This window comes from Alteromonas sp. KUL150 (assembly GCF_009811475.1).
GTDB classification, from domain to species: Bacteria; Pseudomonadota; Gammaproteobacteria; order Enterobacterales; family Alteromonadaceae; genus Alteromonas; species Alteromonas gracilis.
This window is the reverse complement of record NZ_BLIJ01000052.1, coordinates 1-25,325: the sequence shown is the minus strand read 5'-3', so window position 1 is coordinate 25,325 and position 25,325 is coordinate 1. Positions and strand designations below refer to the sequence as shown.

Sequence of the window (25,325 nt, the reverse complement as noted above, 5' to 3'; positions counted from 1 at the left end):
GAGAAACACATGGAACTTAAGCAACTTTTCAAAGCTTCAGCGATTGCTACTGCGCTTGTGCTAGCTGGCTGTGGCGGCGACATCAATATCAGCGAAGGCGATATTGATAACAGCGTTACTAATACTACTAATAACAATGGCAGTGACACTGACGGCGGCAACACTGGCGGTGATACAGGTTCAACTGACACTGCTCCAGGTGAAGTAAGCTCTTTTCTAAGTGGCGAAGTTTCTGAAGCATTCGGCCAAACGGTTGAAGTACGTGTTCTTTCTGGTCGTTTGACTGCAGACGATGCAGATGCACAAGGCGTTGTTACACTAACAAACGACAAAGTATGGGCGCTTGAAGGTCCAGTTTTCGTTGGTAATGACAAAGCTGACAGCGTAACGCTTGCTATTGAAGAAGGCACTGTAATCTTTGGTCGTACTGGTGCTGATTACCTTGTAGTTAGCCGTGACTCAAAAATTGAAGCAGAAGGTACAGCATCTTCTCCAATCATCATGACTTCATTCAACGATGTTGTTGGCGACGAAGTTGGTGCTGGTCAATGGGGTGGTGTTGTTATCCTTGGTAACGGTACATCAACTAAGTGCCCACAAGATGGTTCTGACTGCGCGCTTCAGGTTGAAGGTGCAGAAGAAGGTGCAGTATTTGGTGGTACAGACGATACAGACAGCTCTGGTATCCTTAAATACGTAGTAGTTAAGTACGCTGGTTTTGAAATTGCGCCAGACAACGAACTTAACGGTATCACTTTCGGTGGTGTTGGTTCAGGTACAGAAGTTGACTATGTACAAGTACACAGCAACGCAGATGACGGTGTAGAATTCTTCGGCGGTGCGGTAAACGCGAAACACCTAGTTTTAACGGCTAACCAAGATGACTCAGTAGACTGGGACAACGGTTATAAAGGTAAGCTTCAGTACGTTTATGTTCAGCATGCCGCTGACAACTCTGACGCGAACCGCGGTATTGAAGGTGACGGCGACGGTGGTGACGGTCTAGAATTCTCTAAGCCAATGATCGCTAACATGACAGTGATCGGTAACACTTTCGATACAGCTGACGCTGACTCTGAAGGTCTACTACTTCGCGACCAAACTGGCGCAAACCTAATGAACTTCCTTATCACTGGTCCAGAAGCAATGGGCGAGTGTTTAGAAATGGACACTGACGAAACGGTTCAAGCTAACCTTTCTGACGGTGACCTAACCATGACTTACTCAGCGATTGCTTGTTCTGAGCCGTTCAATACGCCAGAGGGTGCAGTTGACCTAGAAGCATGGTTCACAGGCCAAGAAGGTAACCAGCTAATCGCGTTTGAAGACCGTGCAAATCTTGGTCTTAACCCGGACGGTACACTTACAGCAGAAAGCGCACTTCTTACTGCTGGTGGCGACGCATCTACATTGCTTGATACTTTCTTTGAAGCAAACACATTCGTTGGTGCTGTTGGTGAAGACGACTGGCGTCAAGGTTGGGCATTCGGTTTCGGTGGCGGTAACATCGAACTAGCACAATCTGCTTCTGGTTGCCCGTCAGGTACAACGTCAATTACGCCAGTAGACGGTTCAACCACTACGTGCGAAGTGTCTGGCACTATCACGTCTGACCTTACCCTTACAGAAGGTAACTTCTACGCGCTTTCAGGTGCAGTATTCGTAGGTGGCGACAAAGAAAACAGCGCAACCCTTACTGTCGAGCCTGGCGTAACTGTTTATGGCGCATCTGGTAACGACTACCTAGTAATTAGCCGTGACTCAGAGATTAATGCAAACGGTACTGCTGAAAACCCAATCACGTTTACTTCACGTGACCACGTTGTTGGCGGCCTTGAGGCGGGTGAAGCTGGCCAATGGGGCGGCATGATCGTTCTAGGTAACGGTGAATCTACTAAGTGTCCTCAGGACGGTACTGATTGTTCACTTCAAGTTGAAGGTGCACAAGAAGGTGCAGTGTTCGGTGGTACAGATAACACTGATAGTTCTGGTACGCTTCGCTACGTTCGCGTAATGCACGGTGGTTTCGAAATCGCCCCAGATAACGAACTAAACGGTATCACGTTTGGCGGTGTAGGTTCTGGTACTACTGTTGAGTATGTACAAGTACACAAAAACGCGGATGATGGTGTTGAGTTCTTTGGTGGTGCAGTAAACGTTAAGTACCTTACGCTAACAGGCATTCAAGATGACTCTGTAGACTGGGATAACGGCTACGTAGGTAAGCTTCAGTTCGTACTAGTTAAGCACGCTGAAGACAACTCTGATGCTAACCGCGCAATTGAAGGTGACGGTGACGGCGGTGACGGTCTAGCGTTCTCTAACCCAATGATTGCTAACATGACTATCATTGGTAACGAGTTCGACACTGCTGACGCTGACTCAGAAGGTGTTCTACTTCGTGACCAAACTAACGCGCAGTTATACAACTTCGTAGTCACTGGCCCAGCGGGTATGGGTGAGTGTTTCGAAGCTGACCTTAGCGATGGCGACACTACGCTACTTGCTAACATGGACGGCACTAACACGCCTCAGCTTACTTTTGAAACATCTGTACTAGCGTGTGCGGAAAATATCAAAGACTCTGGCGACTTTAGCCAAGAAGAGTGGTTCACTGCGCAAACAGGTAACAGCCTACTTGATAATACTGCGACAGTACTTAACGGTATCTACACAGTAGACGCAACTGCTGCGACTGACGTATCGACGCTAGACAGTTTCTTCTCTTCTGTAGACTTTATCGGTGCGGTTAAAGACGCTGATAACGACTGGACTGCAGGATGGACTGTAGGCCTTGAATAAGGCCCAGTTCGCATAGCTAAAAACAAGCAAGTGCGTTGCAAAAAGTGGCGCACTTGCTTTTAAGTTTGTAAGACACGAATAATTTTCGTGAAAGTATTCCTTTCTAAAGAGGTTCATCATGAACAGACCTGCTAACAGGTTTCTTCTAAAGCCCATTAGCTTAGCCGTTGCAGCAAGTATCTTGTTTCCAGCGACTATAGCCAACGCTCAATCAAATGAAGAAGAAGTGATTGAGGAAGTTGTCGCAACTGGTACACGCCTAAAGGGTACCGCGACAGCAGTAATGGAAGAACGTAAAAATCAAGCCTTCGTTGCTGATATTATGGGTGCTGAGCAGATTGCTCGTACTGGTGACAGTGATGCTGCGGGTGCACTTCGCCGGGTAACTGGTCTAACACTGGTAGATGGTCGTTTTATCTACGTTCGTGGTCTTGGTGAGCGTTACTCATCAACACAACTAAATGGCGCGATCGTGCCAAGCCCGGATCCAACGCGTAACGTAATCCCCCTCGACTTATTCCCGTCGAGCATTATCGAAAGCCTTGCGGTTCAGAAATCGTATTCACCATCTATGCCCGCTGCTTTCGGCGGTGGTAACGTAAATATTCGTTTAAAATCTATTCCTACACAGCGTGTTTTCAACATATCAGCTGCGGTTGGTATTGATACAGAAAACTCGGGTGACGTGTTAGATTATGCTGGTGGCGGTCGCGACTGGACAGGTGAAGACGACGGTACTCGTGGTGTTTCTGCTGCTATTCAAGAACGTTGGGATTCAAAGAATTTCCTGGACGACCTAGAGCCAGAAGAAGCATTAGAACTGTTCAAGGGTGTTAACAGAGAATACGGTCTAGAAAGAGAGTCTGCCGATCCTGATATGCGTTTTAACGTAACTTACGGAGACAGTTACGATTACGACGACGACTGGCGTTTTGGCTTTTTGGTAACTTCACGTTACTCAGCCCAAACCCGCTCTTCTGAAGAATACGAGCTACAAGATCCTGACTTAGTAGGCGATGACATTATCAATGTACGCTTCTTTGACGATATTCAAGGTACTGAGCAAACGGTGACTTGGTCTTCACTATTAACACTAGGTGTAGACTACAACCGTCAACATCGTATTGATTACAGCCTTATTGTACTAAACGATACGCGCGATGAAATTCGCGAAATGTTTGGTAACACGGAAAACTTGAACCAAGCAGAAGGCTTGCGTATTCGCGATATCGACGTTCAATACGAAGAGCGCTCGCTATATACCAATCAGATTAAAGGTCAACACACCATCCCAGAACTTAACTTCATGGGTATTGATTGGACTTACTCATTGGGTCGCTCTGTACGTCATGCGCCGGGTAACTTCAATGCGCGTTTCGTAATGGAAGACGTGAACCAAGACGGCATCTTTGATGATGAAAACGAAATCTTCTTGTCAGATGCACAAACTGCGGCTCGATATACGTTTCAAGACCTTCATGACCGCTTGGAGAACTTTGGTTATAACGTGACTTACCCGATGACAATGGGTAAGTGGGAAACTGAGTACAAAGTGGGTGCAAGCTTTGTAACCAAAACTCGTACTGCAGAAAACCGCCGTTTCGATATCAATACGTTAGGTGTTGAAGACCGTTCAATATTAGATGGTAACGACTTTAGCGAAATCTTCAGCGACAGCGTTTTAGACAGCCTGTCTTTGTCTAGCCGACCTATCATTCGTGATACGACTATTGCTGGTGATGACTATGTAGCGGGTCAGAAAATTGATGCGTACTATCTAGAAGCTGATTTCTTCTATGACAACAAGTGGCGTTTCACTGGTGGTGCTCGTTATGAAGACTTCCGTCAGGTAGTGGCGCCGCTAGACCCGCGCACAAACCAGTTTGACTTGAGTGACGAAGCAGATCGTTCACAGCTTGCGTTCCAAGAAGACGGTTTCTATCCAGCGCTGGCAGTGACTTACTTCTTAGAAGACGATATGCAGCTGCGTGCAAGTATCGGTCAAACGGTTGTACGTCCCGATCTTCGTGAAGTGTCATCAGCAACTTACTTAGACCCGTTAACTAACTTCCCTATTGCGGGTACACCTGGTGTAAGCACTACAGATATCATTAACTATGATTTACGTTGGGAGTGGTACCGGGAAGCGGGTAACAACGTGTCTGTAGGTCTTTTCTACAAAGACATGGAGGCGCCTATCGAATCGGTTCAGTCTCCGGCTCAGGATGGTCCACCGCTAATTCGTATTGCTAACGCTGAATCTGGCGAGGTGTACGGGGTTGAAGTTGAATTCCTACAAGACTTAGCCTTCATTGGCGACGGTATTTGGGACAACTTGTTTACTACAGGTAACATCACTGTCAGTGATTCTGAAATCGTATTAGATCGTCAGAATATCGTTGAGCAAACTGGTGTTTCTGCGGCAATTACTAATGTTGAGCGCCGAATGACCGGCCACTCTCAGTATGTACTTAACATGCAGTTGGGTTATGACTCAGATAATGGTGAACACTCTGCGTCATTAGTATACAACGTATTCGGTGAGCGTATTCTAATTCCGGGTATTGATGGCTTCGACGATAACTTCGAACAACCATTCCATTCACTGGATATGGTGTATAAGTATTACCCAGACTTTAATAGCACTGTCACATTACGTGTTCAGAATATCCTAGGTGAAGATCGTGAAATTGAATTCAACGATACGCTGCTTAGGTCAGAGACAAGAGGTACGGGTATTAGATTGTCATTTAAGTATGACTTCTAAACCCTAACTTATTACAGAGGCCGCTAATCAGCGGCCTTTTTTATGTTTAATAGATGACAGTTTGGTCTATTTATGACAGTTCCGTAATAAAACTGTCACAGAAAACTCCTATCCTACGCGCAGAAATTTATAGTCGGATACAACCGATTTCTTTTAACTTTAAAGGTTTGAATGTATGAAGCTTATCAATGCTTTGCTAGTTGCAGGTGCGCTGACAGCGACACCCGTACTGGCACAAGACGATGAAGTCTTAAAACCCGTTGTCGATGAGGCAGCGAAAATAAACGAGTCAGCGGCGAAATCGCAAGAAAAGATCAACGGTATTACCGATCAAATCGACAGCAAACTTCAACAGTTCAAAACTTTGATGAAAGAAATCGAAGGCCTTGAGGTTTATAACACTCAGCTTCGTAAGCAAATCAGTAACCAAGAACAAGAAATGGCAGACCTAAACTCGGCTATTGACGAAGTGTCAGTTGTTGAGCGTCAAATCACGCCACTAATGATGCGCATGATTGACGGCCTAGAGCAGTTCGTTGCGCTAGACGTACCATTCCTTCCAGAAGAGCGCGCAAATCGCGTTGCTGACCTTCGCGCTATGATGGACCGTGCCGATGTGGCTGCGTCTGAGAAGTTCCGCCGCGTAATGGAAGCGTATCAAGTAGAGATGGACTACGGCCGTACTATGGAAGCATACAGCGGTATTCATTCAATTAACGGTCAAGAGCGTGACGTTGAATTTCTACGCCTTGGTCGCACAGCGCTAATTTATCAAACACGTGATGCAAGCATGCAAGGTGTTTGGAACAAGCAAACTCGTCAGTGGGAAGAGCTTGATAGCAGCTACCGTACACAAATTACAAAAGGTCTGCGCATGGCGAAGAAGCAACTTGCACCAGACTTGCTAATGCTGCCAGTGGCAATTACAGACTAAGAGGTTGATGAGAATGTTTAATTCAGTAAAACGTATCGCTGTTGGTCTAGCAGCCCTTAGCATCAGCGTTGGTGCTTTCGCACAAAGCGACCGTGCTATGGACTTGGACGCACTTCTTAAACAGCTAGAAGAAGGTCAGTTCGCACAGTCACAGCAAAACAAACAGCGCGAACGTGATTTCCAAGCGCAACGTGCAGAGCAAGATCGCATTCTTCGCGAAACTCGTGAAAAGCGCGACCAAATGCTTGCACAATCAGAGCAGCTTGAAACTCAGTTCGAAGAAAACGAATTTAAGCTTGCTGACTTAAACGGTGCACTAGACACACGTCTTGGTTCATTGAAAGAACTGTTCGGTGTGTTACAGCAAATTGCTGGCGACACCAAAAACAAATTCTATAACTCAGTGGTCTCTGCACAAATCCCTGGCCGTGCTGACTTTCTTGATAAGATGGCACAAGACATGGGGTCAAGTTCAAAACTAGCATCAATTGAAGAAATTGAGCGCGTTTGGTTTGAAATGCAGCGCGAAATGACTGAAGCTGGCAAAGTAACTACGTTCAAGACAGACGTTGTTGAAGCGGGCGGTGAAAAAGTGAATAAGTCTGTTGTTCGCGTAGGTCCTTTTGCACTTGTTGCTGATGGTAAATACCTAGAGTACAACGGTGTAACAGGTACAGTATCTGAACTTGTACGTCAGCCAGCAGATCGTTACATGGACTCTGCTGCTGAACTACAAGCATCAAGCGGTGAATTAGTTCAGTTCGGTATCGACCCAACGGGTGGTTCAATCTTAGGTCTTCTTGTTCAAGCGCCTAACCTTCAAGAGCGTGTAGAGCAGGGCGGTGTAGTAGGTTACATCATTCTTATCGTAGGTGCATTCGGTTTACTACTTGCTCTAGAACGTCTTGTAACGCTGTCGCTTATTCGCATGAAAGTGAACAAACAGCTTAAGAGCAAAGAAGTAAACACTAACAACCCACTTGGCCGTGTACTTAAGGTACGTGACGAGCATCCAAATGCTGATGTTGAAGCGCTTGAACTTCACCTTACAGAAGCGATTTTAGGCGAAGTGCCTAAGCTAGGCCGCAACCTAACTATCATCAAGATTATCTCAGTAGTTGCACCGCTTATGGGTCTACTAGGTACGGTAACGGGTATGATTAATACCTTCCAGGCAATTACCTTGTTTGGTACCGGTGACCCGAAACTAATGGCAGGTGGTATTTCAACTGCACTTGTAACAACAGTACTAGGGTTAGTTGTAGCGATTCCAATGACACTGCTTTATGCAATGCTTAACACGCGTTCTAAGAACATTGTGTACATCCTACAAGAACAGGCGTCTGGCGTAATTGCAGAGCGCGCTGAGCGAGGCTAATCATGATCGAGTTTCTAGAAGCAATTCGCGATTTCACAGAAACAGGTGGTCAGGTTCTCCTGGTCATCGGTCTGCTGATATTCGTTATGTGGCTTTTGATCCTCGAGCGTGCGATGTATCTGATGGTTTGGCACAAGCAAGCTAAGAAAGAAGCGGTTGCGATGTGGACAGCACGTACCGACCGCTCATCTTGGTTCGCTGAGCAAGTTCGTCAGAAAACGATTTCACAGTTAACTATGCGTCTTAACGGTAGCATTCCTATTATTCAAGCACTGGTCGCGCTTTGTCCGCTGCTAGGCTTGATGGGAACGGTAACCGGTATGATTGAAGTGTTTGATGTAATGGCGATTGCGGGCTCAGGTAATGCTCGTTCAATGGCATCAGGTGTATCAAAAGCCACTATCCCCACAATGGCGGGTATGGTTGGCGCGCTTTCAGGCGTATTCGCCGCTACTTGGTTAACCCGTACGGTGAAATCAGAACGCACGCATCTTGAGGATGCATTGATTATTCAACGTTAATGCTAGTTAAGCGTTAAGGTAAGGTATTTATTATGAAGCAGCACTTTCAAAACTTAGTCGATGAAGAAGAAGCAGCCATCGACATGACGCCCATGCTGGACGTTGTATTTATCATGTTGATCTTCTTCATTGTGACTGCGTCATTTGTGAAAGAAGCCGGTATTGATGTTAACCGTCCAGAAGCAGCAACTGCTGTGAAAAAGGACCGCGCTAATATCCTTATCGCAATTTCAGATAAAGGCGAAATTTGGATTAACAAACGTCGTATCGACGTTCGCGCAGTACAAGCGAACATTGAGCGTCTTCGCGCAGAAAACCCACAGGGTTCTGTTGTTATACAAGCTGATAAAAAGGCTACAACAGAAACCCTGATTAAGGTTATGGACGCGTCGCGAGCCGCTGGCGTTTACGATGTTTCGATTGCAGCCCAAGAGCAATAAATCATGCCACGATATTTAATCGCATTTGTACTATCCCTTGCGATCACGTTAGGCCTGTTCTTCTTGATGCAATCGCTTATCAAGATGGGTGGCAGCGCACTAACTGAGCCGCCTAAGGGAAGCGTGCTTGACTTTGTTAGGGTCAAGCAGGATGAACAGGTTGAGAAAAAAGATCGTAAGCCGAAGAAGCCACCCAAGCCAGAAGAGCCGCCCCCGCAAATGGAGCAGCCTCAGATGGACTCACCTTCTCCTGACGCCGAAGGTACGTCAATGGACTTCGGTGCTGAAGTGGGAGACGACATCTCTTTAGACGGAGGCCTAGCCCTTGAGTCAGGCGACGGTGAATACCTTCCAATTGTTAAAGTTGCGCCGGTATATCCGCGACGTGCACTTCAACGGGGCATTGAAGGCTTTGTTATTGTTGAATTTACGGTGACTAAGCAAGGTGCGGTGCGCGACCCAATTGTTGTAGAAGCAAACCCAGAAGGTATATTTGAACAAGCGGCTATCGATGCTGCCATGAAGTTTAAATATAAGCCTCGCGTGGTTAACGGTGAAGCAACAGAAGTGTCTGGTGTACAAAACCGTATTTCGTTCCAAATTGACGGGTAACAGATCATGATGAGAAAACAGACGAATACATTGCTTAGTGCACTGGCGTTTGCATTTGCATCGGCCACGGTATCTGTACCCAGCATGTTGGTTGCCAATGATGCTGTTGCGCAAGAGCAAAAAGCGAGCGAGAAGAAAACTCGCCGTGTACCCACGCTACGCGGTAAGGTTTACGAGCAGTTAGCCCGCGCACAAACGGCGGCGGATGAAGCCGGTAACGTTGAAGAAGCTATCGCTATTTTGAAAGAAGTAGAAGATAAGTCTGACTCAATGAATGCCTACGAAAAAGCCATGATGTACAACTTTTTCGGCTTCATTTATTACAACAACGAAGACTATACAAAAGCGTTGGAATCGTTTGCTAGAGTGGTAGAGCAGCAGCCTATTCCTGAAAAGTTCGAAATGACAACGCTTTTCAGCTTGGCTCAGCTTAACCTAATGCAGGGGAATTACGACGACACCATCACTTATTTAGAACGTTGGGAAAGCCTAAATACAGGCCCTGTACCGGTTAAAAACAAAGTCATCAAAGCCCAAGCGTACTATCAGAATAAGAAGTACGACGAAGCGGCAATGTGGATTTCTGAAGCGGTTGCCGATCACGAAGCTGAAGGCATGATCCCTGACGAAGGCTGGTTAATACTTCAGCGTGCTATTTTTTATGAACTCAAGCAGCCTCAAAAGGTTAAAGACGTTCTTACTAAAATGGTGAAGTTGTTTGACGAGCCTAAATATTGGATCCAGCTAGCTGGTATGTACGGTGAGCTAGGTGAAGAACGCAAGCAGCTTGCTATTATGGAAACGGCTTATCAGCGTGGTTTTGTTAATACGTCAGCTGATGTGTTTAACATGGCACAGCTTTATTACTATCACCGTGTACCGTATAAAGGTGCTAAATTGATGGAACAAGCAATGAACGACGGTGTGTTAGAGAAAAACTTGCGCAACCTTAAGTTCTTAGGCCAAAGCTGGTCACTTGCTAAAGAGCAAGACAAAGCCATTCCCGTTATGATGCAAGCCGCTGAGCTTTCTGACGATGGTGAATTAGATGCACAGTTAGCGCAAATTCTTCTTAATGAAGAGCGTTTTGACGATGCCATCTCTGCGGCAGACCGTGCGGTTGAAAAAGGTGATTTGAGAAACCCGGGTTTGGTTTACTTGATCAAAGGCATGGCACTTTACAATAAGAAGCAATATGCCCTTGCGCTTAATCAGCTAGCTGAAGCAGAAAAGCATCAGAAAAGCCGTGCTATGGCGCAGCAGTGGAAGCAGTTTGTGCAGGGCGAAAAACGTCAGGCAGACGCCATTGCAGCTGAGTTAGGTGCAAGTTAGTAGCAGCGAAGTTCGAAGCTTAAAAATTCAAAGGGTCGAGTAATCGACCCTTTTTTGTGCGTGCTAGTTTTTAATTTAATATTTGATAGGTTTACTCTAACTGCGCCTTTATTCCAAATATGCGGCTGTTTGTGCTATTAAAAGTTGTGACGACATCTCGTAATTATCTATGCGGACTGGTATTAAAGGTTTTTAGGAAGTAAATCACTCACTGACACAACCTTTCCTTCCGCTTCTAATTGGTTCCAATAGTGCTTGGTTTCGATAATTTCGTTTTTTATTGATAAAAAGCAGTCAACTAATCTAGGGTCAAAATGCTTACCTGCACCTTGAAGTAAATAGTCGAATGCCTCTCCATCATCCCATGCTTTTTTGTAAGGGCGCTTCATTGTAAGGGCATCAAAAACATCTGCAATGGCTACAATACGGGCGCTTTCTGGGATGCTCTCTCCTGCCAATCCATGCGGATAGCCAGCACCATTCCATTTTTCGTGGTGACATAGGGCAATCTCAGCAGCAAGATTAAACAGTGGAGTATCACAACGGGAGAGAATTTTATGTCCTATTTGCGCGTGAGATTGCATAACTTCCATTTCACTGTTTGTAAGCCTGCGCGGCGCTTTTAAAATTGAGTCAGGTATTCCTATTTTTCCTGTATCGTGCATGGGGGCGGCTTGCGCGAGTAAGCATGCATCATCATAAGACCAGCCCGAGGCCATGGCTAAGCATTTGCTATAAGCAGCCATGCGCCAAATATGATGCCCCGTGTCCGTATCATTGTAATGGCCTGCAGCCGCTAGCATGGTAATAGCACTTTGCTGACTTTTGCTAAGTTCCTCAGTGCGTTTAGCCACTAACTTTTCTGTAGTGCGCATTTGATGTGCGAGACTGAGATGGGTTTTTACTCGCATCAGCGCTATGCTAGGTGAGACAGGTTTCGTAATGTAATCTACTGCACCAAGCTTAAACCCTTTTTCTTCACTTTCGCCTTGGGTAAGAGCTGTCACGAAAATCACAGGAATCTGGCTAAGTACTGCATCTGATTTAAGTCGCTCACATACCTCAAACCCATCCATATCCGGCATCATGATATCGAGTAAGATAAGGTCAGGCGTATGTTGCTTGGCAATTTTAAGGGCTATAGGCCCTGAGGGGGCGACTTTAACACTGTAAAAAGGGCTGAGTATGCCCAGTAATATATCAATATTCGCCGGCTCGTCGTCAACGACAAGAATATTAAATACGTGTTCGGCGTTGTTAGGTACTTTCATGGATAACGTCATTAATAAGAGTTTCTATAACAGTTAAAGCGCTTTCAAAATCATAAACAGAAGTCAGTTGCTTTAAATGAGCGATGGTGTGTGAGTGGCTTGATTCACTATATTGTGTGGCGAGCAAAGATATATGCTCTAGCGCTTTTGCATCATAGGTTTCAAGCGCGTCTTTTGTCTGCCTTAAAGAAGCAAGTAAAGCGCCGTTGTCAACAGTAGGATCGTCATGGTTTTTTTCAATTTCATCATTTTTATCAATGGTATGAGCGATCAGTCGCAGTGTGGCATCCAATGCATAAGACAAGTCTGAAACATGTTTTGCGATAGCGGTATCAGGTCGTTGTAGCGACTCAAGTAAAACCTCAAGGCAGCGTTCTAGCGTAGTAGCCCCTATTTTACGCGCATCAACGAGTAGCGCGTTTAGCAGGTCGCTCGTATGTAAAGGCGACTGTATGATGTTAAGTAAGTCTGTCATTACGCTGCGTTGACTGTATGCGGTGTAGAACGCCAACAGCGATATGGTAAATTCGTCTGAACGTTCGGGCACATCAATGTCGATGTAACCTGCGTGAATGTGAGAGTCGATAGTGTGGACTATTTCATCGGCCGTTGCTGGCTTCACTAAGTGATAGCACATACCTGCCGTTAATGCTTTTTCTGAGGCTTCATTAGTCTCATCTGCACTTAGCGCGATTATAGGAGTCAGCCATCCCTCTCTGTTTACGAGCTTATCTGCAACATCATAGCCTGAAATTCCAGGTAAGTGGCAATCCAGCAAAATTGCGTCAAAGGTGTTCGATTCGCAAAGGGTCAGCGCGTGCTCTCCTGTGGCAGCTGTCACGACCGTCATACCTAAATCGACTAAGATTTGCTGGCTTATTTCAAGGCTTATTAGGTCGTCATCTACCACTAAGATACGCTTGTTTGACAACCGTTTGGCCCGCCATTTTTTACTTTCAAGTCTCTCTTTTGCGGCTTCGCCAAATGGCAATTGAAGTGGAGATAGTGCCGAGATTAACTCTCTATCAGAGAACGGTAATTCCACAACTCTGAATTCATTGTAACGCTTTTTTCCTAAGCGTTTTTGTACGTCCGCTCTACTGAGTGGGCTTACTAGAATATTGCAACATAGCTGAAAATCGTCGTTATTATTCAACCGGTCTAAAAAAGTTTTCCAGCTCGCCTCCTTATCACTCAAAAATGCGATGGTTTGCTGCCCGGTTGAAGCAAAGCGTGCTTCGTGCTCATCAACAATTTCGCAATTGATGCTAAGCCTCTTCAGCGTTTGAGCGAGAATTTGACATCCTCGCGCTACGCTGTCGTGCGTTTGAATACAAAGTACATCGGAGGGCAAAGATACTGGCAGGAATGGCTTTATAACGGGGCCTTCATCGACGCAGACTGGAAGCGAAAAAGCGAAACTGCTACCTTCGTGAATCTTACTTTTAAGGGTAAGCTCCCCGCCCATCAGTTCTACAAGACGTTTGCAAATAGCCAAACCCAGCCCGGTACCACCAAACTTCCTCGAGATGGAGGCATCTGCTTGTACAAACGCGTTAAAGAGCTTTGACTTCCCTGCATCGCTAATACCCATACCGGTATCGCTTACATTGAAAAAGAGTTTGTCTTCTCGCTTAATAACTTTAAGCACTACATAACCATTGTCTGTGAACTTGATTGCATTGCTTAAAAGGTTGAGTAGAACCTGATAAATTTTTTCGCTGTCACCACGGCATGGTGAATTCGTGTTGTAGCGTATATCGAAAAGTAGCTGTAAACCTTTCTGCTGCGCCTTAACTTGAAAAACTTGCGCAAGCTTCTCAATGGTTTTAGTTAGGGTGAAAGGTTCGTTTAATATATCCACCTTATTAGCTTCAACTTTAGAAAAATCTAAAATACTATTCATTAGTTCTAGCAAGGCATTAGAGCTTCGCTGGACCTTTTCAAGGTATTGCTGGCGTTGGTCTTCGTCCTGCGTTTCCAAGGCTAGGTGAGTAAGCCCAATAATAGCATTCATAGGCGTTCTAATTTCGTGACTCATGGTGGCGAGAAAGTCACTTTTCGCCTTATTCGCGCCTTGAGCGGTGTCATAAGCTTTCTGTAATTTATGCTCGATAGCTTTTCGACTGCTTATGTCGCTAAAGACTCCAACATGTCCATCTGGCCTGCCGTCTTCGTCAAGCAGCGGAACGGCAACGATAGAGATAGGAAACAAACGCCCCCGTTTATCCGTAAAGTAATCTTCGTAAGAAGCGTAAGATTTGCCCGCTCTTATGGTCAAATTGACTGGACATTCTTCCCTAGGTAGAAGTGTACCATCCCCTTTTTGATAATGAACGGTATCGTGAAACCGTCGGCCTTCAAGTTCCTCGACGGTCCAGCCTAAAAGTCGAGAAGCCGCTGGGTTGAGAAACTGAGCTTTTCCCTCGCTATTGACCGCATATACCCCTTCGCCGATGCTATTGGTAATACTTTGGTAAAAGGCGCGATCCTCTTTTAGTTTGCGGGCAAGGCGCATTTGTTCCGACATGTCTGTGCAGATAACGACAAGGCGATTGACTCGCGTGTTGTATTCCACAATCGGTACGACCGTGGCAAATACTGTCCATGGCTCATTCGTCTTAGTAAAACTGTGCAGTTCTCCTTGCCAAATTTCACCTTTAATCAGCGTTCCTAATATTCTGTTTTGCTCTGCAATTGGAATGTTTTGGATGCGGAAAATGGCGGTACTCTTTCCGATTAATTCGTCGCGAGAAAATCCGGAAAGCTGACAGCATTTATCATTCGCCGACAGCAAAATGCCATTGAGATCTATAGTTGCCACGATACCGTGTTTATCCATGGCTTTGCGCTGGAGCAATAGCTCATTATTCGCGTTTTTCTGTTCGTTGATCAGTTCATAGGTCAGCGCACTGAGATCGGAAAGATTGGTAAAATTTTCATCTATGAGCGGCTTGTTTCGCTCTTCAAGCAATTGATTTACTGCACGTCTAAGGGTTTCAATGACGGCTTTCTGTTCGCTGTACTCTTGGCGAACTTTTTCGTTTACCGTCATCAGTTCCTCTGAACTGATGCGCAAACTTCTATCTCTTAGCGTTATATCTCTTTCAAAGAAAGCGTAAGACTCATCGACTCGTGAAATAAGCGATGCTAGCCCTTGTTTGAAATCAGCCGTTCCCTCAATTTGATCGTCATCGCTTTTAGATTTGAGGTCATTGAGCCAGCGCTCGAGTGTCACTGTATCGTCGAGGTTGAATGCTCGGCGCAACTGGCGCTCTAATAGTGGGGTCAAGTTGCTTCCCTTAATAACATAATAGTCAACGTCTGGTTGTGTAACTCACATTGGGCCTTATTAAGTAAGGGGCTAATTTCACCATAGGAATAAAAGCCAGCAATACATACTTGACCAGTAAGTTGACGGTCTATTTCCTCAATTTCTTCTTCAACCCGGTCACCCATAACCAGTTTGCGTCCAACACAGCTAGTAACAAGGGCAAGACAATCAGCATGATAGTTAGGGGTTGAATTGGTAATACCGTCTATAGCCCTATGAGCGCCATCGATAAGATCATCCGTCGACGCGTGCATTAAACGTAGGTAGTGACTTTGTTGAACTTCGCCTGCCAAGATTAAGCTTTTCGATGATTCATCTATGCCGAGTATCGTTCTAATGACCTGTGTAGGTTGACCTTCCTCGTTTAAAACTTCGAAGGGAAACAAGAGCCCACTTGCAGGAAGGTCGTTTGCGTATTCGCCCAGGTACTCTTTATAGATATCAAGCGCAGGTCTACCGTCTAATTCAAAGAGCTGATTCGCAGTAGCTGATGTTACTGCTCTCGCCGGGCCAAACGAACGCCAGCCGCCATGAGCACTATAATCAAACGACAAACTATCACCATAAAAAGCGATAGCGGCAACGCTTCTGCTGTCGACGCCTTCAGGGTGCAACACATAAGTTTGTTCAAACGCGCCATAGTCTCCGGCTAGTCCTCCGCTTATTCCTACATTTTCGGGTAACTTGCTCGTCAAGCCTTCTAACAAGGCTGAGCCGTTTACATCAACACCGGGCGCGAGGAGATAAACACCTCTTAGCCCTTCATTGTCTATATCACCTGCCAATGATTGCCCGGTTTTAAATGAGCTCCCCATGTCTTGTAAACGTGTATGGTAGATTTTAACTTGTGCACTGCTACTGAAACGTACTGCGACGAGAGTGATACCATTTTCAAAAACTCTGTTGCCAGAAATTTCACCTGCAGTACTACATCCAATGCAATTGTGACAGATTTCAGTCAGCGTTTTACGAAATGAGGGAATAAGAAAAAATGTCGGCGAAGCGAAGGCGATAACAAACGATGGTGAAAACGCTCTCAACGCCTCACTCTCAGACTGTAGCTTTTCTAAGCTGGTAAAAAACAGCGTCTTTGAAAGCATTGATATGGATTATGGATTACTCATTGGTACTTTATAGTAACAACTGAGCAAATTTACAATTTTTGGAGGTTATTCTTTCGTAGTAATAAACTGATTTTTAGAGAAAAACAGCCGTTTAAGAAAATACTTAAACGGCTGTTTTTTTTATCATGCGGAGCGAAGTTCTCTTCGCAAAATTTTACCAACGGTAGATTTAGGTAGCTCGTCAAGAATAGTAATAGATTTTGGGATCTTATAATTAGTTAATTGCTTTCTGCAGTGTTCGATAACGTCGTCGGTAGATACGTCGGCAGATACAGTAATGAAGGCACAAACCTTTTCACCCGTTTTGTCATCAGGTTTGCCCACGACGGCTGCTTCCATTACGCTAGGGTGCGTGGTTAAAACGTCTTCAATTTCATTGGGGTAAACGTTAAAGCCAGAAACAATAATCATGTCTTTTAAGCGGTCTACGATTTTTATAGCGCCTGACTCGGTGCGTATACCAATGTCCCCGGTTTTAAAGAAACCGTCTTCGGTCATTACTTTAGCGGTCTCGTCATCCCGGTTCCAATAACCCATCATAACTTGGGGGCCGCGCACTGCTATCTGCCCAGACTCGCCCTCGGCCACAGGTTTATCTGAACTGTCTAATAGTGACACTTCGGTATCTTCTAATTCATGACCTACCGTGCCAATTTCTTCTTTTCCGGGGATGTTGAATGAAACCACAGGCGCCGTTTCAGAAAGACCATAACCTTCGGTAATGGTGTTGCCGGTAACATCTTGCCATATGGAAACGGCAGCCTGAGTAAGGGCGGTGCCCCCTGACATAGTAAGGTGAAGCTTAGAGAAATCTAATTTCGAGAACTCAGGATGGCGCCCTAAGCCAACAAATAAGGTATTAATACCCATGAAAGCAGAAATCTTGTGTGGCTTGAGTGTTTGAATAAAGCCGTCAATATCTCGTGGATTTGGAATAAGGATGATTTGCGTACCCTTAGCAAATAGCGCCATCATACCTACCGTGAATGCATAAATGTGATAAAGAGGTAGCGGGCATACAAGCACTTCTTCACCGTCTTTAAAGCCTTCTCCGATGCGCTCTAGCATTTGAATGCAGTTAGCTAGCACGTTCTTGTTACTTAAAGCCGCTCCCTTAGATACACCTGTGGTTCCCCCTGTATATTGCAACATAGCAAGCTCATCTAGATTTATAGAAGGGCGTTCGAATTGAGGTAACTCACTTCCTATTTCGATTGCTTTACTTAGTGATATCGTACCGTCAAGCGAGGGTGCTGTGTTAGGGTCTAAAAGTTCAGTTGCAGATGTAGTGATGACTGTACTGATGTCTGTTTCAGTCTGTATGCTGTTGAACTTTGGAAGTAAATCGCCAAGAATGACCAAGGCTTTTGCACCACTGTCAGTAAACTGATGTTTCATTTCCCTTTCTGTATAAAGGGGGTTGGTGTTGACTACCACTAAACCCGCTCGTAATGCTGCATATACGGCAATGGGATTTTGAATTAAGTTAGGAAGTTGAATGGCTACTTTAGTGCCCGGGGCAAGTTTAGCTTCGTGAACAAAATATCGCGCTAGTGCAGACGATTTGCTATCTATTTCAGCAAACGTGAGGGTTTGTCCAAGTGCCGTGTAAGCGGGCCTATCGGCAAACTGGTGCATTACATGTTCAATGTAGTCGGCTAGACAGGTCACGTTATCAGGATAAGTTATCATAATGCTTGTTCCTAGTAGGGCATGGTAATTAGGCATTCGTTATACAGTACCAAACTTAACCTTTTATTTACATCTGTGTTAATTTATTCGGCACTATCAATATTATTTATGTTTTTGCTTTAAATTTATTACCTAAGTAGGCAAAGACACACCCCGCAATAAGCCCTGCTAAACACTGCGCTAGTAAACCAGCTAAAGAACGAGCGCCAGCGATAAGCGTAACGTTAAGAATAGGCTGCATTGCCATGAGCATTATTCCAAAAGACACGGCTCCAGCTAATGAAAACAATGCTAAGCGGGTAGGGAATGGTGCACTTTCAGTTCGCCTGCTATAAATACGATCGATAAGGTACTGCGTAATGAAAAAGGCAAGGGCGAGTGTCACCGCGATAATAACGCCATAGGTTGGAAGGAGCCCCAGTAAATCTTGCCTTATCATGAAAAGCCAGTCGCTAAACCCAATAGAAACGTCAATCTTTGTAAGCTCCGTCAATACCGCCGTTGTGTGAAAAATACTCGCTAATATAAAGCCTGCGGCCCATGCGAGTATGAAAACAAAAAATGTATGTCGTAAGAATTTTTTCATTGTTTTAGCCAAAAAGCTTCCGGTCCTTGTTATAGATAAAATGTAGGTTTGACCTATCAAGCTGCTATTTTTTATCGAAAGTGCACGACATAACATAGTACGTTTATCCACATACAACAATCAGTTGATTTATTCGTCAACGCCACGGGTTATTAAAGCGCAGCTCGCCAGGCTAACTGGTATTTATTTGTTAAAATGTGCTGCCCATCCGACAAATCGAGTCTTTGCAAAAGGCTTTTTAACCCAATGCTATACCGACGAAACGGGAAGGTTAGAGGGAAAGTTGGTTTAACATTTAACCGATCTGTTCTTCACAGATGTCCGTAAAGATTAACGAATATTTATGGAAATATATTAGCTGGGAGAAAAGTTAACTTTCGTCTTCTGTCAAAATTAGAGGCAAGTTCAGTTTCCCAGCTATGACCTAGAAGGCACTAGCATGTCAGATGAACAACACACTACCCCAAAGCTACTGCTCGCGTTAACGCCAGTTGTACTTACATTGATGATATTAGGCACGCAGATATTTTACTTTGGCGTGTTCGAACCCCACATTCCGCTTGCTATTGGCGTGGCGCTCACAAGTCTTGTCGGTATTTATCTTGGCCTCACATGGTTAGATATTCGCGCAGGAATATTTAAAGTCATCTTGGTAGCGCTACCGTCCGTAAGCGTTCTTATTGTTGTAGGGATGATTATCGGTATATGGATTGCCAGCGGGACTGTGCCTACTATTATTTATTACGGCCTTAAAACCTTGTCTCCTCAAATTTTTCTTGCGGCTGGCATGGTTATTTGTGCGGTTGTATCAGTATCGCTAGGTACAAGCTGGGGAAGTGTGGGGACAGTCGGGCTCGCACTAATGGGAATTGGTGAAGGTTTTGATATACCCATGTACTGGACTGCGGGTGCTGTGGTGTCGGGGGCATTCTTCGGAGACAAGGTTTCCCCTTTATCTGATACGACAAATCTTGCGCCTGCTGTTACAGGAACTGACGTTTTTTCACATATCAAGAATATGATGGCCACTACCATCCCAGCGATGTTGATTGCGTTTCTAATCTATCTCGGCGTCGGTTACTTCGTAATCGATTCACAAAGTGTCTCTTTTGTGAAAATTGAGGCGATCACTACATCCTTAGAGTCTAATTTTACCATTTCCGGTTGGGCACTGGTGCCGGCTCTTGTTGTTATGGCATTGGCATTAAAGAAATTCTCCCCACTTCCTTCTTTATTTGCAGGTGTTGTTGTGGGCGGCGCTTTTGCGATGGTGATGCAAGGGCAAAGCCTTCAGGCTGTATTTGACTATGCGAATAACGGATATGCTATTCAAACTAATATCGTCGAGATTGATACATTGCTGAATCGAGGTGGTGTTCAATCAATGATGTGGACAATCTCGTTAGTGCTTATCGCTCTAGCATTTGGAGGGGCGCTCGAGACGACAGGCTGCTTGAGAAGTATTATTAATGCGATAAAAAGCAAAGCGAAGACGTTTGCTAGTACGCAGGTTGCGGCGGTTGGTACGGCGTTCTCAACTAACTTAGTAGCGGGCGACCCCTATTTGTCGGTAGCGCTGCCAGGACGGATGTATTCTCCGGTTTACCGCGGAATGGGCTACTCTACTCTTAATCTTTCGCGAGGTATTGAAGAGGGAGGAACGTTAATGTCACCTCTCATTCCTTGGAATGCAGGCGGAGCATTTGTTATATCCGCACTTGGTTTGGGCGTGTCGGGTGGCAACCTAGAAAACTTGCTATATATTCCGCTGGCATTTGCCTGCTGGACCGCGCCTCTCATTGGCATCTTCTATGCCTATGTTGGTTGGTTTTCACCTAAAGCCACCGAGAAAGAGCGTGAAGAGTGGAAGTCGACGGGGGCAAAAATTGCGAAGTTTAACGACGACGGAACGCCAGTCACCGATTGAACAGCTCCGACTAATAACTTGCAAAGCGCATAAGGCTTAACGTAGATTCATTAACACGGTTTTTGAACGAGACTTTTTTGAGATCCGATAAAAAGTCTCGTTTTCAATTGTGTCTGTGTTGTCCAACTCTTTTGAGTAGTCCGTTATGAATAATATAAAAAACGCTGTAGCGCTCTCAATATTGCTTGTTCTAAGCGTGAAATGTTGTCTTGCGCGCGTAGATGACTATGTTATTCGCGAGCACGCAGGCGGGCTGGCTTTTCCTAAGTCGATGACTTTGCTGCCTGATAATTCACTGTTAATTTCACATAAGCACGGAGTGATTACCCGAGTCACCAGTGAAAAAACGCAAAAGGAATTTTCATTGTCTTTGCCCGAGCTTTACAGTGAGGGGCAGGGCGGTGTACTTGATTTGCTGGTTATTAGTGGGTTTAGCGAATCTCACCACATGACGTCGGGCGAACTTTTAATATCGTACTCAAAGGGAACCGCAGAGGACAATCGGCTGGCGATTGTGTCAGCGACATTTTCTTTCAGTGAAGGGATTACAAACCTCAAGCCTGTTTTTGAAGTGAACGACGGGAAATATACGCCTGTGCACTACGGCGGTAAATTGCTCAAATTACCTGAAGGCGGCTATCTCGTAACAACAGGAGACGGCTTTGATTACCGAGAACAAGCGCAGGTTATTAGTTCCCATTTAGGTAAAATCATAGGTTTTACACTAGATGGCCAACCGTTGCCATCCCCCGCGTTTGAAGAAGCGCCATACGTTTACAGCTTGGGCCATCGTAATCCGCAAGGACTGGTGAACTTTAACGGAGACATCTATCAGCACGAGCACGGTCCGGATGGTGGCGATGAATTAAATCTTATTGTAAAAGGTAATAATTATGGCTGGCCGGTAATTACTAAAGGACTCGATTACTCGGGTGCCCGAATTTCTCCTTTCATTCAATACAAGGGGATGGAAAACCCATTGGTTGATTGGACGCCTTCTATTGCTCCCTCTTCCATGGCGGTTTATGCGCATACCGCGTTCGCGTCGTTAGAAAATACGTTACTGGTTAGTTCACTCAAAGCACAGCATTTATTCGCCGTTTATGAGGCCGCCAATGGTTGGAAAGCCGTGCCCATAATCGACCAACTAGAGACACGACTTCGAGACGTAAAGGTCGATGCAAGTGGTAATATTTGGGTTTTGACAGACGGCGAAAATGCAAAAATTTTCAAAATTTCTCCATCGTAAGTGATGGACGACGCTTTGATTTAGTGTGAAGCACTACCAATACAGAGGATTAAAGGTCAGACCAATAGAGGTCGTGCAGAGATAAACTTGTATGTAATTTGTACTGGTAGTACCATAAATATTGTAAATGTCTGGCATAAATACAACACGGTTATTTATTTGGTTCGTCATTCAATAATAAACAAAAACAATAGAGTGAATTTCAGAGTGAATTTTTAACGCAATGAAAATAAAGCATAAAATTTCAATTTTTCGCATTTCTGTCCTTTTTATACGCTAACAGAGACAAGGTTCAAGGGCGTATGTATAGGTAAAATATCGGTTCGCACATACCCCATCTCTTTTTATGCAAACATTACGTAAGCCGTGAAAATCGGTTAAAATACCCTTCATTTTTATATGCGTATAGCTAAGACCGACTTAACACTACGCCCAAGTAAAACTAAGACCGAGAGAACTATATGAGTTTGTATTCAGAATATCTGGCAGAGATCGAAAACCGTAAAACGGAATTAGGTCTTAACCCTAAGCCTATTGACAGTGCAGATCTGCTGTCTGAAATTATTGCTCAAATCAAAGATACAACAAACGAGCACCGCGAAGACTCTCTAAAATTCTTTATCTATAACACGTTGCCGGGTACCACTCCTGCAGCTGTTGTTAAAGCACAGTTTCTAAAGGAAATTGTACTTGGCGAAGAACAAGTAGAAGAAATTACGCCTGAGTTTGCACTTGAACTTCTTTCACACATGAAAGGTGGTCCATCTGTAGAAGCACTTTTAGACCTAGCGCTTTCTGATAATGAAGCAGTTGCTAAACCAGCAGCTGAAGTATTGAAAACTCAGGTTTATCTGTACGAAGCGGATACTGAGCGTTTAGAGACAGCATTTAAAGCGGGTAACGCGATTGCTAAAGACGTACTAGAAAGCTATGCAAAAGCTGAGTTCTTTACCAAGCTGCCTGACGTTCCAGAAAAAATTGAAGTGGTAACTTATATTGCCGCAGAAGGTGATATCTCAACTGACCTTCTTTCTCCAGGTAACCAAGCGCACTCTCGTGCAGACCGTGAACTTCACGGTAAGTGCATGATCACCCCTGAAGCACAGCAAGAAATCGTTGAGTTAGGCAAAAAGCACCCTAACGCCAAAGTAATGCTAATTGCTGAAAAAGGCACCATGGGCGTAGGTTCATCACGTATGTCTGGTGTGAACAACGTTGCACTATGGGCCGGTGAACCAACAAGTCCTTACATCCCGTTCGTAAACAAAGCGCCAATTGTTGCTGGTACTAATGGTATCGCCCCAATCTTTCTAACTACCGTAGATGTAACCGGTGGTATTGGTCTTGACCTTAAAAACTGGGTTAAGAAAACAGACGAAAACGGTGAAATTGTTCGCGATGCTAACGGCGACCCAGTGCTAGAAGAAGCGTACTCGGTAGCAACAGGTACGGTGTTAACTATCGATACCAAAGCGAAGAAGCTTTACAACGGTTCAGAAGAATTAGCTGACGTGTCTGCGTCGTTTACTCCTCAAAAAATGGAGTTCATGAAGGCGGGTGGTTCTTACGCGGTAGTATTCGGTAAGCAGCTACAGTCTTTTGCAGCACGCACGTTAGGTATTGAGGCGCCAGCGGTATACGCACCTTCTAAAGAAGTATCGCACGAAGGGCAAGGCCTAACTGCTGTTGAGAAAATCTTTAATCGCAATGCGGTTGGCGTAAACTCTGATGCACCACTGCACGCTGGTTCTGATGTGCGCGTTAGAGTAAATATCGTCGGTTCTCAGGACACCACGGGCCCAATGACTTGCCAAGAGCTAGAGTCAATGGCTGCGTCAACAATCTCTCCACTTGTTGACGGTGCATATCAGTCTGGCTGTCACACAGCGTCGGTTTGGGATAAGAAAGCGCAGGCTAACATTCCTAAGCTTATGTCATTCATGAACAACTTTGGTGTAATCACAGCACGTGACCCTAAAGGTGTGTATCACTCAATGACTGACGTTATTCACAAAGTGCTTAACGACATCACGGTAGACGACCGCGCTATCATCATTGGTGGTGACTCACACACCCGTATGTCAAAAGGTGTAGCATTCGGTGCCGACTCAGGCACGGTTGCATTAGCACTTGCAACAGGCGAAGCGGCAATGCCAATTCCAGAGTCTGTGAAAGTGACCTTTAAAGGCAGCATGAAAGAGCACATGGACTTCCGTGACGTGGTTCACGCGACACAAGCGCAAATGCTGAAGCAATTCGCTGGTGAGAACGTATTCCAAGGCCGTGTAATTGAAGTACAAATCGGTACTTTACTGGCTGACCAAGCGTTTACTTTCACCGACTGGACTGCAGAAATGAAAGCGAAAGCGTCAATCTGTATTTCTGACAACGAAACTATGATTGCGTCTCTTGAGCTTGCCAAGACGCGTATTCAAATCATGATCGATAAGGGTATGGACAATGAAGCTAATATGCTTCAGGGGCTAATTGACCTTGCCGATAAGCGTATCGCTGAAATTAAGTCTGGTGAAGAGCCAGCGCTTGCACCAGATGACAATGCTAAGTACTACGCAGAAGTGGTTGTTGATTTGGACCAAATCGACGAGCCAATGATTGCTGACCCAGACGTAAACAACGACGACGTATCTAAGCGTTATACTCACGATGTTATCCGCCCGGTTTCTTACTACGATGGTAAGCCAGTAGACCTAGGCTTCGTGGGTTCTTGTATGGTACACAAAGGCGACATGCAAATCATCGCACAAATGCTACGTAACCTAGAGAAGCTTAACGGCTCTGTAGAATTCAAAGCACCACTTGTTGTTGCGCCACCAACATATAACATTGTTGATGAGCTAAAAGCAGAAGGTGATTGGGAAGTACTTGCGAAATACGCAGGCTTCGAGTTCGACGATGCTAAGCCTAAAGAAGCGGCGCGTACTAAGTACGACAACATTCTTTACCTAGAACGTCCTGGATGTAACCTATGTATGGGTAACCAAGAAAAAGCTGAGCCGGGCGATACAGTAATTGCAACGTCTACTCGTTTGTTCCAAGGTCGTGTTGTAGCTGACTCTGAAGAGAAGAAAGGTGAGTCGCTACTTGGCTCTACGCCGCTAGTAGTACTTTCAACCGTACTTGGTCGCTTCCCAACAACGGAAGAGTACAAGCAAGCGGTTGCAGGCATTGACCTAACCAAGTTTGCTCCGCCTTCTGAAGACTTGGCAGTTAAGCCTAAGTTCGAAGCTGATGTAGCGGTTAAGCGCGTATAAGCTTTTAACGCTAAGTAAATCTTAAAAAGCCCCAACATAGTTTGGGGCTTTTTTGTACCTAAAATTATGGGGTCAGAGTCTGAG

General features: G+C 45.1%; 16 protein-coding genes. 11 read left to right on the top strand and 5 right to left on the bottom strand.

Features of this window, described 5'->3' with window-relative positions; genetic code table 11:
• The first annotated feature begins 9 nt into the window (after window positions 1–9).
• The 8 genes from GVO62_RS12495 (at window position 10) to GVO62_RS12460 (ending at window position 10,786) form a co-directional block, all read left to right on the top strand.
• Entirely contained in the window at window positions 10–2,802 is a 2,793-nt protein-coding gene (locus tag GVO62_RS12495) for a hypothetical protein (RefSeq protein WP_159119523.1), read from the top strand.
• A gap of 118 nt (window positions 2,803–2,920) precedes the next feature.
• Window positions 2,921–5,569 carry a TonB-dependent receptor domain-containing protein gene (locus GVO62_RS12490; protein WP_159119522.1) on the top strand — a complete coding sequence of 883 codons (2,649 nt, stop codon included), beginning with the start codon at window positions 2,921–2,923 and terminating at the stop codon, window positions 5,567–5,569.
• A gap of 175 nt (window positions 5,570–5,744) precedes the next feature.
• Window positions 5,745–6,503, top strand: coding sequence for a DUF3450 domain-containing protein (locus GVO62_RS12485; RefSeq protein WP_159119521.1), 759 nt, complete (start codon window positions 5,745–5,747; stop codon window positions 6,501–6,503).
• Window positions 6,504–6,516: 13 nt separating this feature from the next.
• Window positions 6,517–7,881 (top strand): MotA/TolQ/ExbB proton channel family protein, encoded by a 1,365-nt coding sequence (locus GVO62_RS12480; RefSeq protein ID WP_159119520.1) that lies wholly within the window; start codon window positions 6,517–6,519, stop codon window positions 7,879–7,881.
• A 2-nt stretch (window positions 7,882–7,883) separates the two neighbouring features.
• Window positions 7,884–8,402 carry a MotA/TolQ/ExbB proton channel family protein gene (locus GVO62_RS12475; RefSeq protein WP_120960856.1) on the top strand — a complete coding sequence of 173 codons (519 nt, stop codon included), beginning with the start codon at window positions 7,884–7,886 and terminating at the stop codon, window positions 8,400–8,402.
• 32 nt (window positions 8,403–8,434) lie between these two features.
• Window positions 8,435–8,842 carry an ExbD/TolR family protein gene (locus tag GVO62_RS12470; protein ID WP_014948289.1) on the top strand — a complete coding sequence of 136 codons (408 nt, stop codon included), beginning with the start codon at window positions 8,435–8,437 and terminating at the stop codon, window positions 8,840–8,842.
• Window positions 8,843–8,845: 3 nt separating this feature from the next.
• Window positions 8,846–9,454 (top strand): energy transducer TonB, encoded by a 609-nt coding sequence (locus GVO62_RS12465; RefSeq protein ID WP_159119519.1) that lies wholly within the window; start codon window positions 8,846–8,848, stop codon window positions 9,452–9,454.
• 6 nt (window positions 9,455–9,460) lie between these two features.
• A complete protein-coding gene (locus GVO62_RS12460; RefSeq protein WP_159119518.1) occupies window positions 9,461–10,786 on the top strand; it encodes a tetratricopeptide repeat protein in 1,326 nt (441 codons plus the stop codon).
• Between the two features lie 182 nt (window positions 10,787–10,968).
• Here GVO62_RS12460 and GVO62_RS12455 read toward each other — a convergent pair whose 3' ends face one another.
• The 5 genes from GVO62_RS12455 to GVO62_RS12435 all read right to left on the bottom strand — a co-directional run bounded on the left by GVO62_RS12455 (window position 10,969) and on the right by GVO62_RS12435 (window position 18,793).
• Window positions 10,969–12,057 carry a response regulator gene (locus tag GVO62_RS12455; protein WP_159119517.1) on the bottom strand — a complete coding sequence of 363 codons (1,089 nt, stop codon included), beginning with the start codon at window positions 12,055–12,057 and terminating at the stop codon, window positions 10,969–10,971.
• Window positions 12,044–15,349, bottom strand: coding sequence for a PAS domain-containing hybrid sensor histidine kinase/response regulator (locus GVO62_RS12450; protein ID WP_159119516.1), 3,306 nt, complete (start codon window positions 15,347–15,349; stop codon window positions 12,044–12,046). The genes GVO62_RS12455 and GVO62_RS12450 overlap by 14 nt, the downstream gene beginning before the upstream one ends.
• On the bottom strand, window positions 15,346–16,491 hold the full coding sequence (locus GVO62_RS12445; protein ID WP_159119515.1) for an FIST signal transduction protein: 1,146 nt from the start codon (window positions 16,489–16,491) through the stop codon (window positions 15,346–15,348). Before GVO62_RS12445 ends, GVO62_RS12450 begins: the two co-directional genes overlap by 4 nt.
• Window positions 16,492–16,638: 147 nt before the next feature.
• Window positions 16,639–18,207 carry an AMP-binding protein gene (locus GVO62_RS12440; protein WP_159119514.1) on the bottom strand — a complete coding sequence of 523 codons (1,569 nt, stop codon included), beginning with the start codon at window positions 18,205–18,207 and terminating at the stop codon, window positions 16,639–16,641.
• 106 nt (window positions 18,208–18,313) lie between these two features.
• Window positions 18,314–18,793, bottom strand: a complete 480-nt coding sequence (locus GVO62_RS12435; protein WP_201282658.1) for a hypothetical protein — start codon at window positions 18,791–18,793, stop codon at window positions 18,314–18,316.
• Between the two features lie 439 nt (window positions 18,794–19,232).
• Here GVO62_RS12435 and nhaC point away from each other — a divergent pair, with 439 nt between their 5' ends.
• The 3 genes from nhaC to GVO62_RS12420 all read left to right on the top strand — a co-directional run bounded on the left by nhaC (window position 19,233) and on the right by GVO62_RS12420 (window position 25,241).
• Window positions 19,233–20,720 (top strand): Na+/H+ antiporter NhaC, encoded by a 1,488-nt coding sequence (gene nhaC, locus GVO62_RS12430; RefSeq protein ID WP_159119513.1) that lies wholly within the window; start codon window positions 19,233–19,235, stop codon window positions 20,718–20,720.
• 145 nt (window positions 20,721–20,865) lie between these two features.
• The gene (locus GVO62_RS12425; RefSeq protein WP_159119512.1) at window positions 20,866–21,969 is read left to right on the top strand and encodes a PQQ-dependent sugar dehydrogenase; all 1,104 of its coding nucleotides are present in this window, start codon (window positions 20,866–20,868) and stop codon (window positions 21,967–21,969) included.
• Window positions 21,970–22,430: 461 nt separating this feature from the next.
• Window positions 22,431–25,241 (top strand): bifunctional aconitate hydratase 2/2-methylisocitrate dehydratase, encoded by a 2,811-nt coding sequence (locus GVO62_RS12420; RefSeq protein ID WP_159119511.1) that lies wholly within the window; start codon window positions 22,431–22,433, stop codon window positions 25,239–25,241.
• The last annotated feature ends 84 nt before the right edge of the window (window positions 25,242–25,325 follow it).

Excerpts from the sequence above, each read along its gene's own strand:
- GVO62_RS12445 (WP_159119515.1), bottom strand. The coding sequence starts at position 16,491 with ATGCTTTCAAAGACGCTGTTTTTTACCAGCTTAGAAAAGCTACAGTCT.
- GVO62_RS12470 (WP_014948289.1), top strand. The coding sequence starts at position 8,435 with ATGAAGCAGCACTTTCAAAACTTAGTCGATGAAGAAGAAGCAGCCATC.
- GVO62_RS12435 (WP_201282658.1), bottom strand. The coding sequence starts at position 18,793 with ATGAAAAAATTCTTACGACATACATTTTTTGTTTTCATACTCGCATGG.
- GVO62_RS12455 (WP_159119517.1), bottom strand. The coding sequence starts at position 12,057 with ATGAAAGTACCTAACAACGCCGAACACGTATTTAATATTCTTGTCGTT.
- GVO62_RS12485 (WP_159119521.1), top strand. The coding sequence starts at position 5,745 with ATGAAGCTTATCAATGCTTTGCTAGTTGCAGGTGCGCTGACAGCGACA.
- GVO62_RS12440 (WP_159119514.1), bottom strand. The coding sequence starts at position 18,207 with ATGATAACTTATCCTGATAACGTGACCTGTCTAGCCGACTACATTGAA.
- GVO62_RS12420 (WP_159119511.1), top strand. The coding sequence starts at position 22,431 with ATGAGTTTGTATTCAGAATATCTGGCAGAGATCGAAAACCGTAAAACG.
- GVO62_RS12425 (WP_159119512.1), top strand. The coding sequence starts at position 20,866 with ATGAATAATATAAAAAACGCTGTAGCGCTCTCAATATTGCTTGTTCTA.
- GVO62_RS12465 (WP_159119519.1), top strand. The coding sequence starts at position 8,846 with ATGCCACGATATTTAATCGCATTTGTACTATCCCTTGCGATCACGTTA.
- GVO62_RS12495 (WP_159119523.1), top strand. The coding sequence starts at position 10 with ATGGAACTTAAGCAACTTTTCAAAGCTTCAGCGATTGCTACTGCGCTT.
- GVO62_RS12460 (WP_159119518.1), top strand. The coding sequence starts at position 9,461 with ATGATGAGAAAACAGACGAATACATTGCTTAGTGCACTGGCGTTTGCA.
- GVO62_RS12480 (WP_159119520.1), top strand. The coding sequence starts at position 6,517 with ATGTTTAATTCAGTAAAACGTATCGCTGTTGGTCTAGCAGCCCTTAGC.
- nhaC (WP_159119513.1), top strand. The coding sequence starts at position 19,233 with ATGTCAGATGAACAACACACTACCCCAAAGCTACTGCTCGCGTTAACG.
- GVO62_RS12490 (WP_159119522.1), top strand. The coding sequence starts at position 2,921 with ATGAACAGACCTGCTAACAGGTTTCTTCTAAAGCCCATTAGCTTAGCC.
- GVO62_RS12475 (WP_120960856.1), top strand. The coding sequence starts at position 7,884 with ATGATCGAGTTTCTAGAAGCAATTCGCGATTTCACAGAAACAGGTGGT.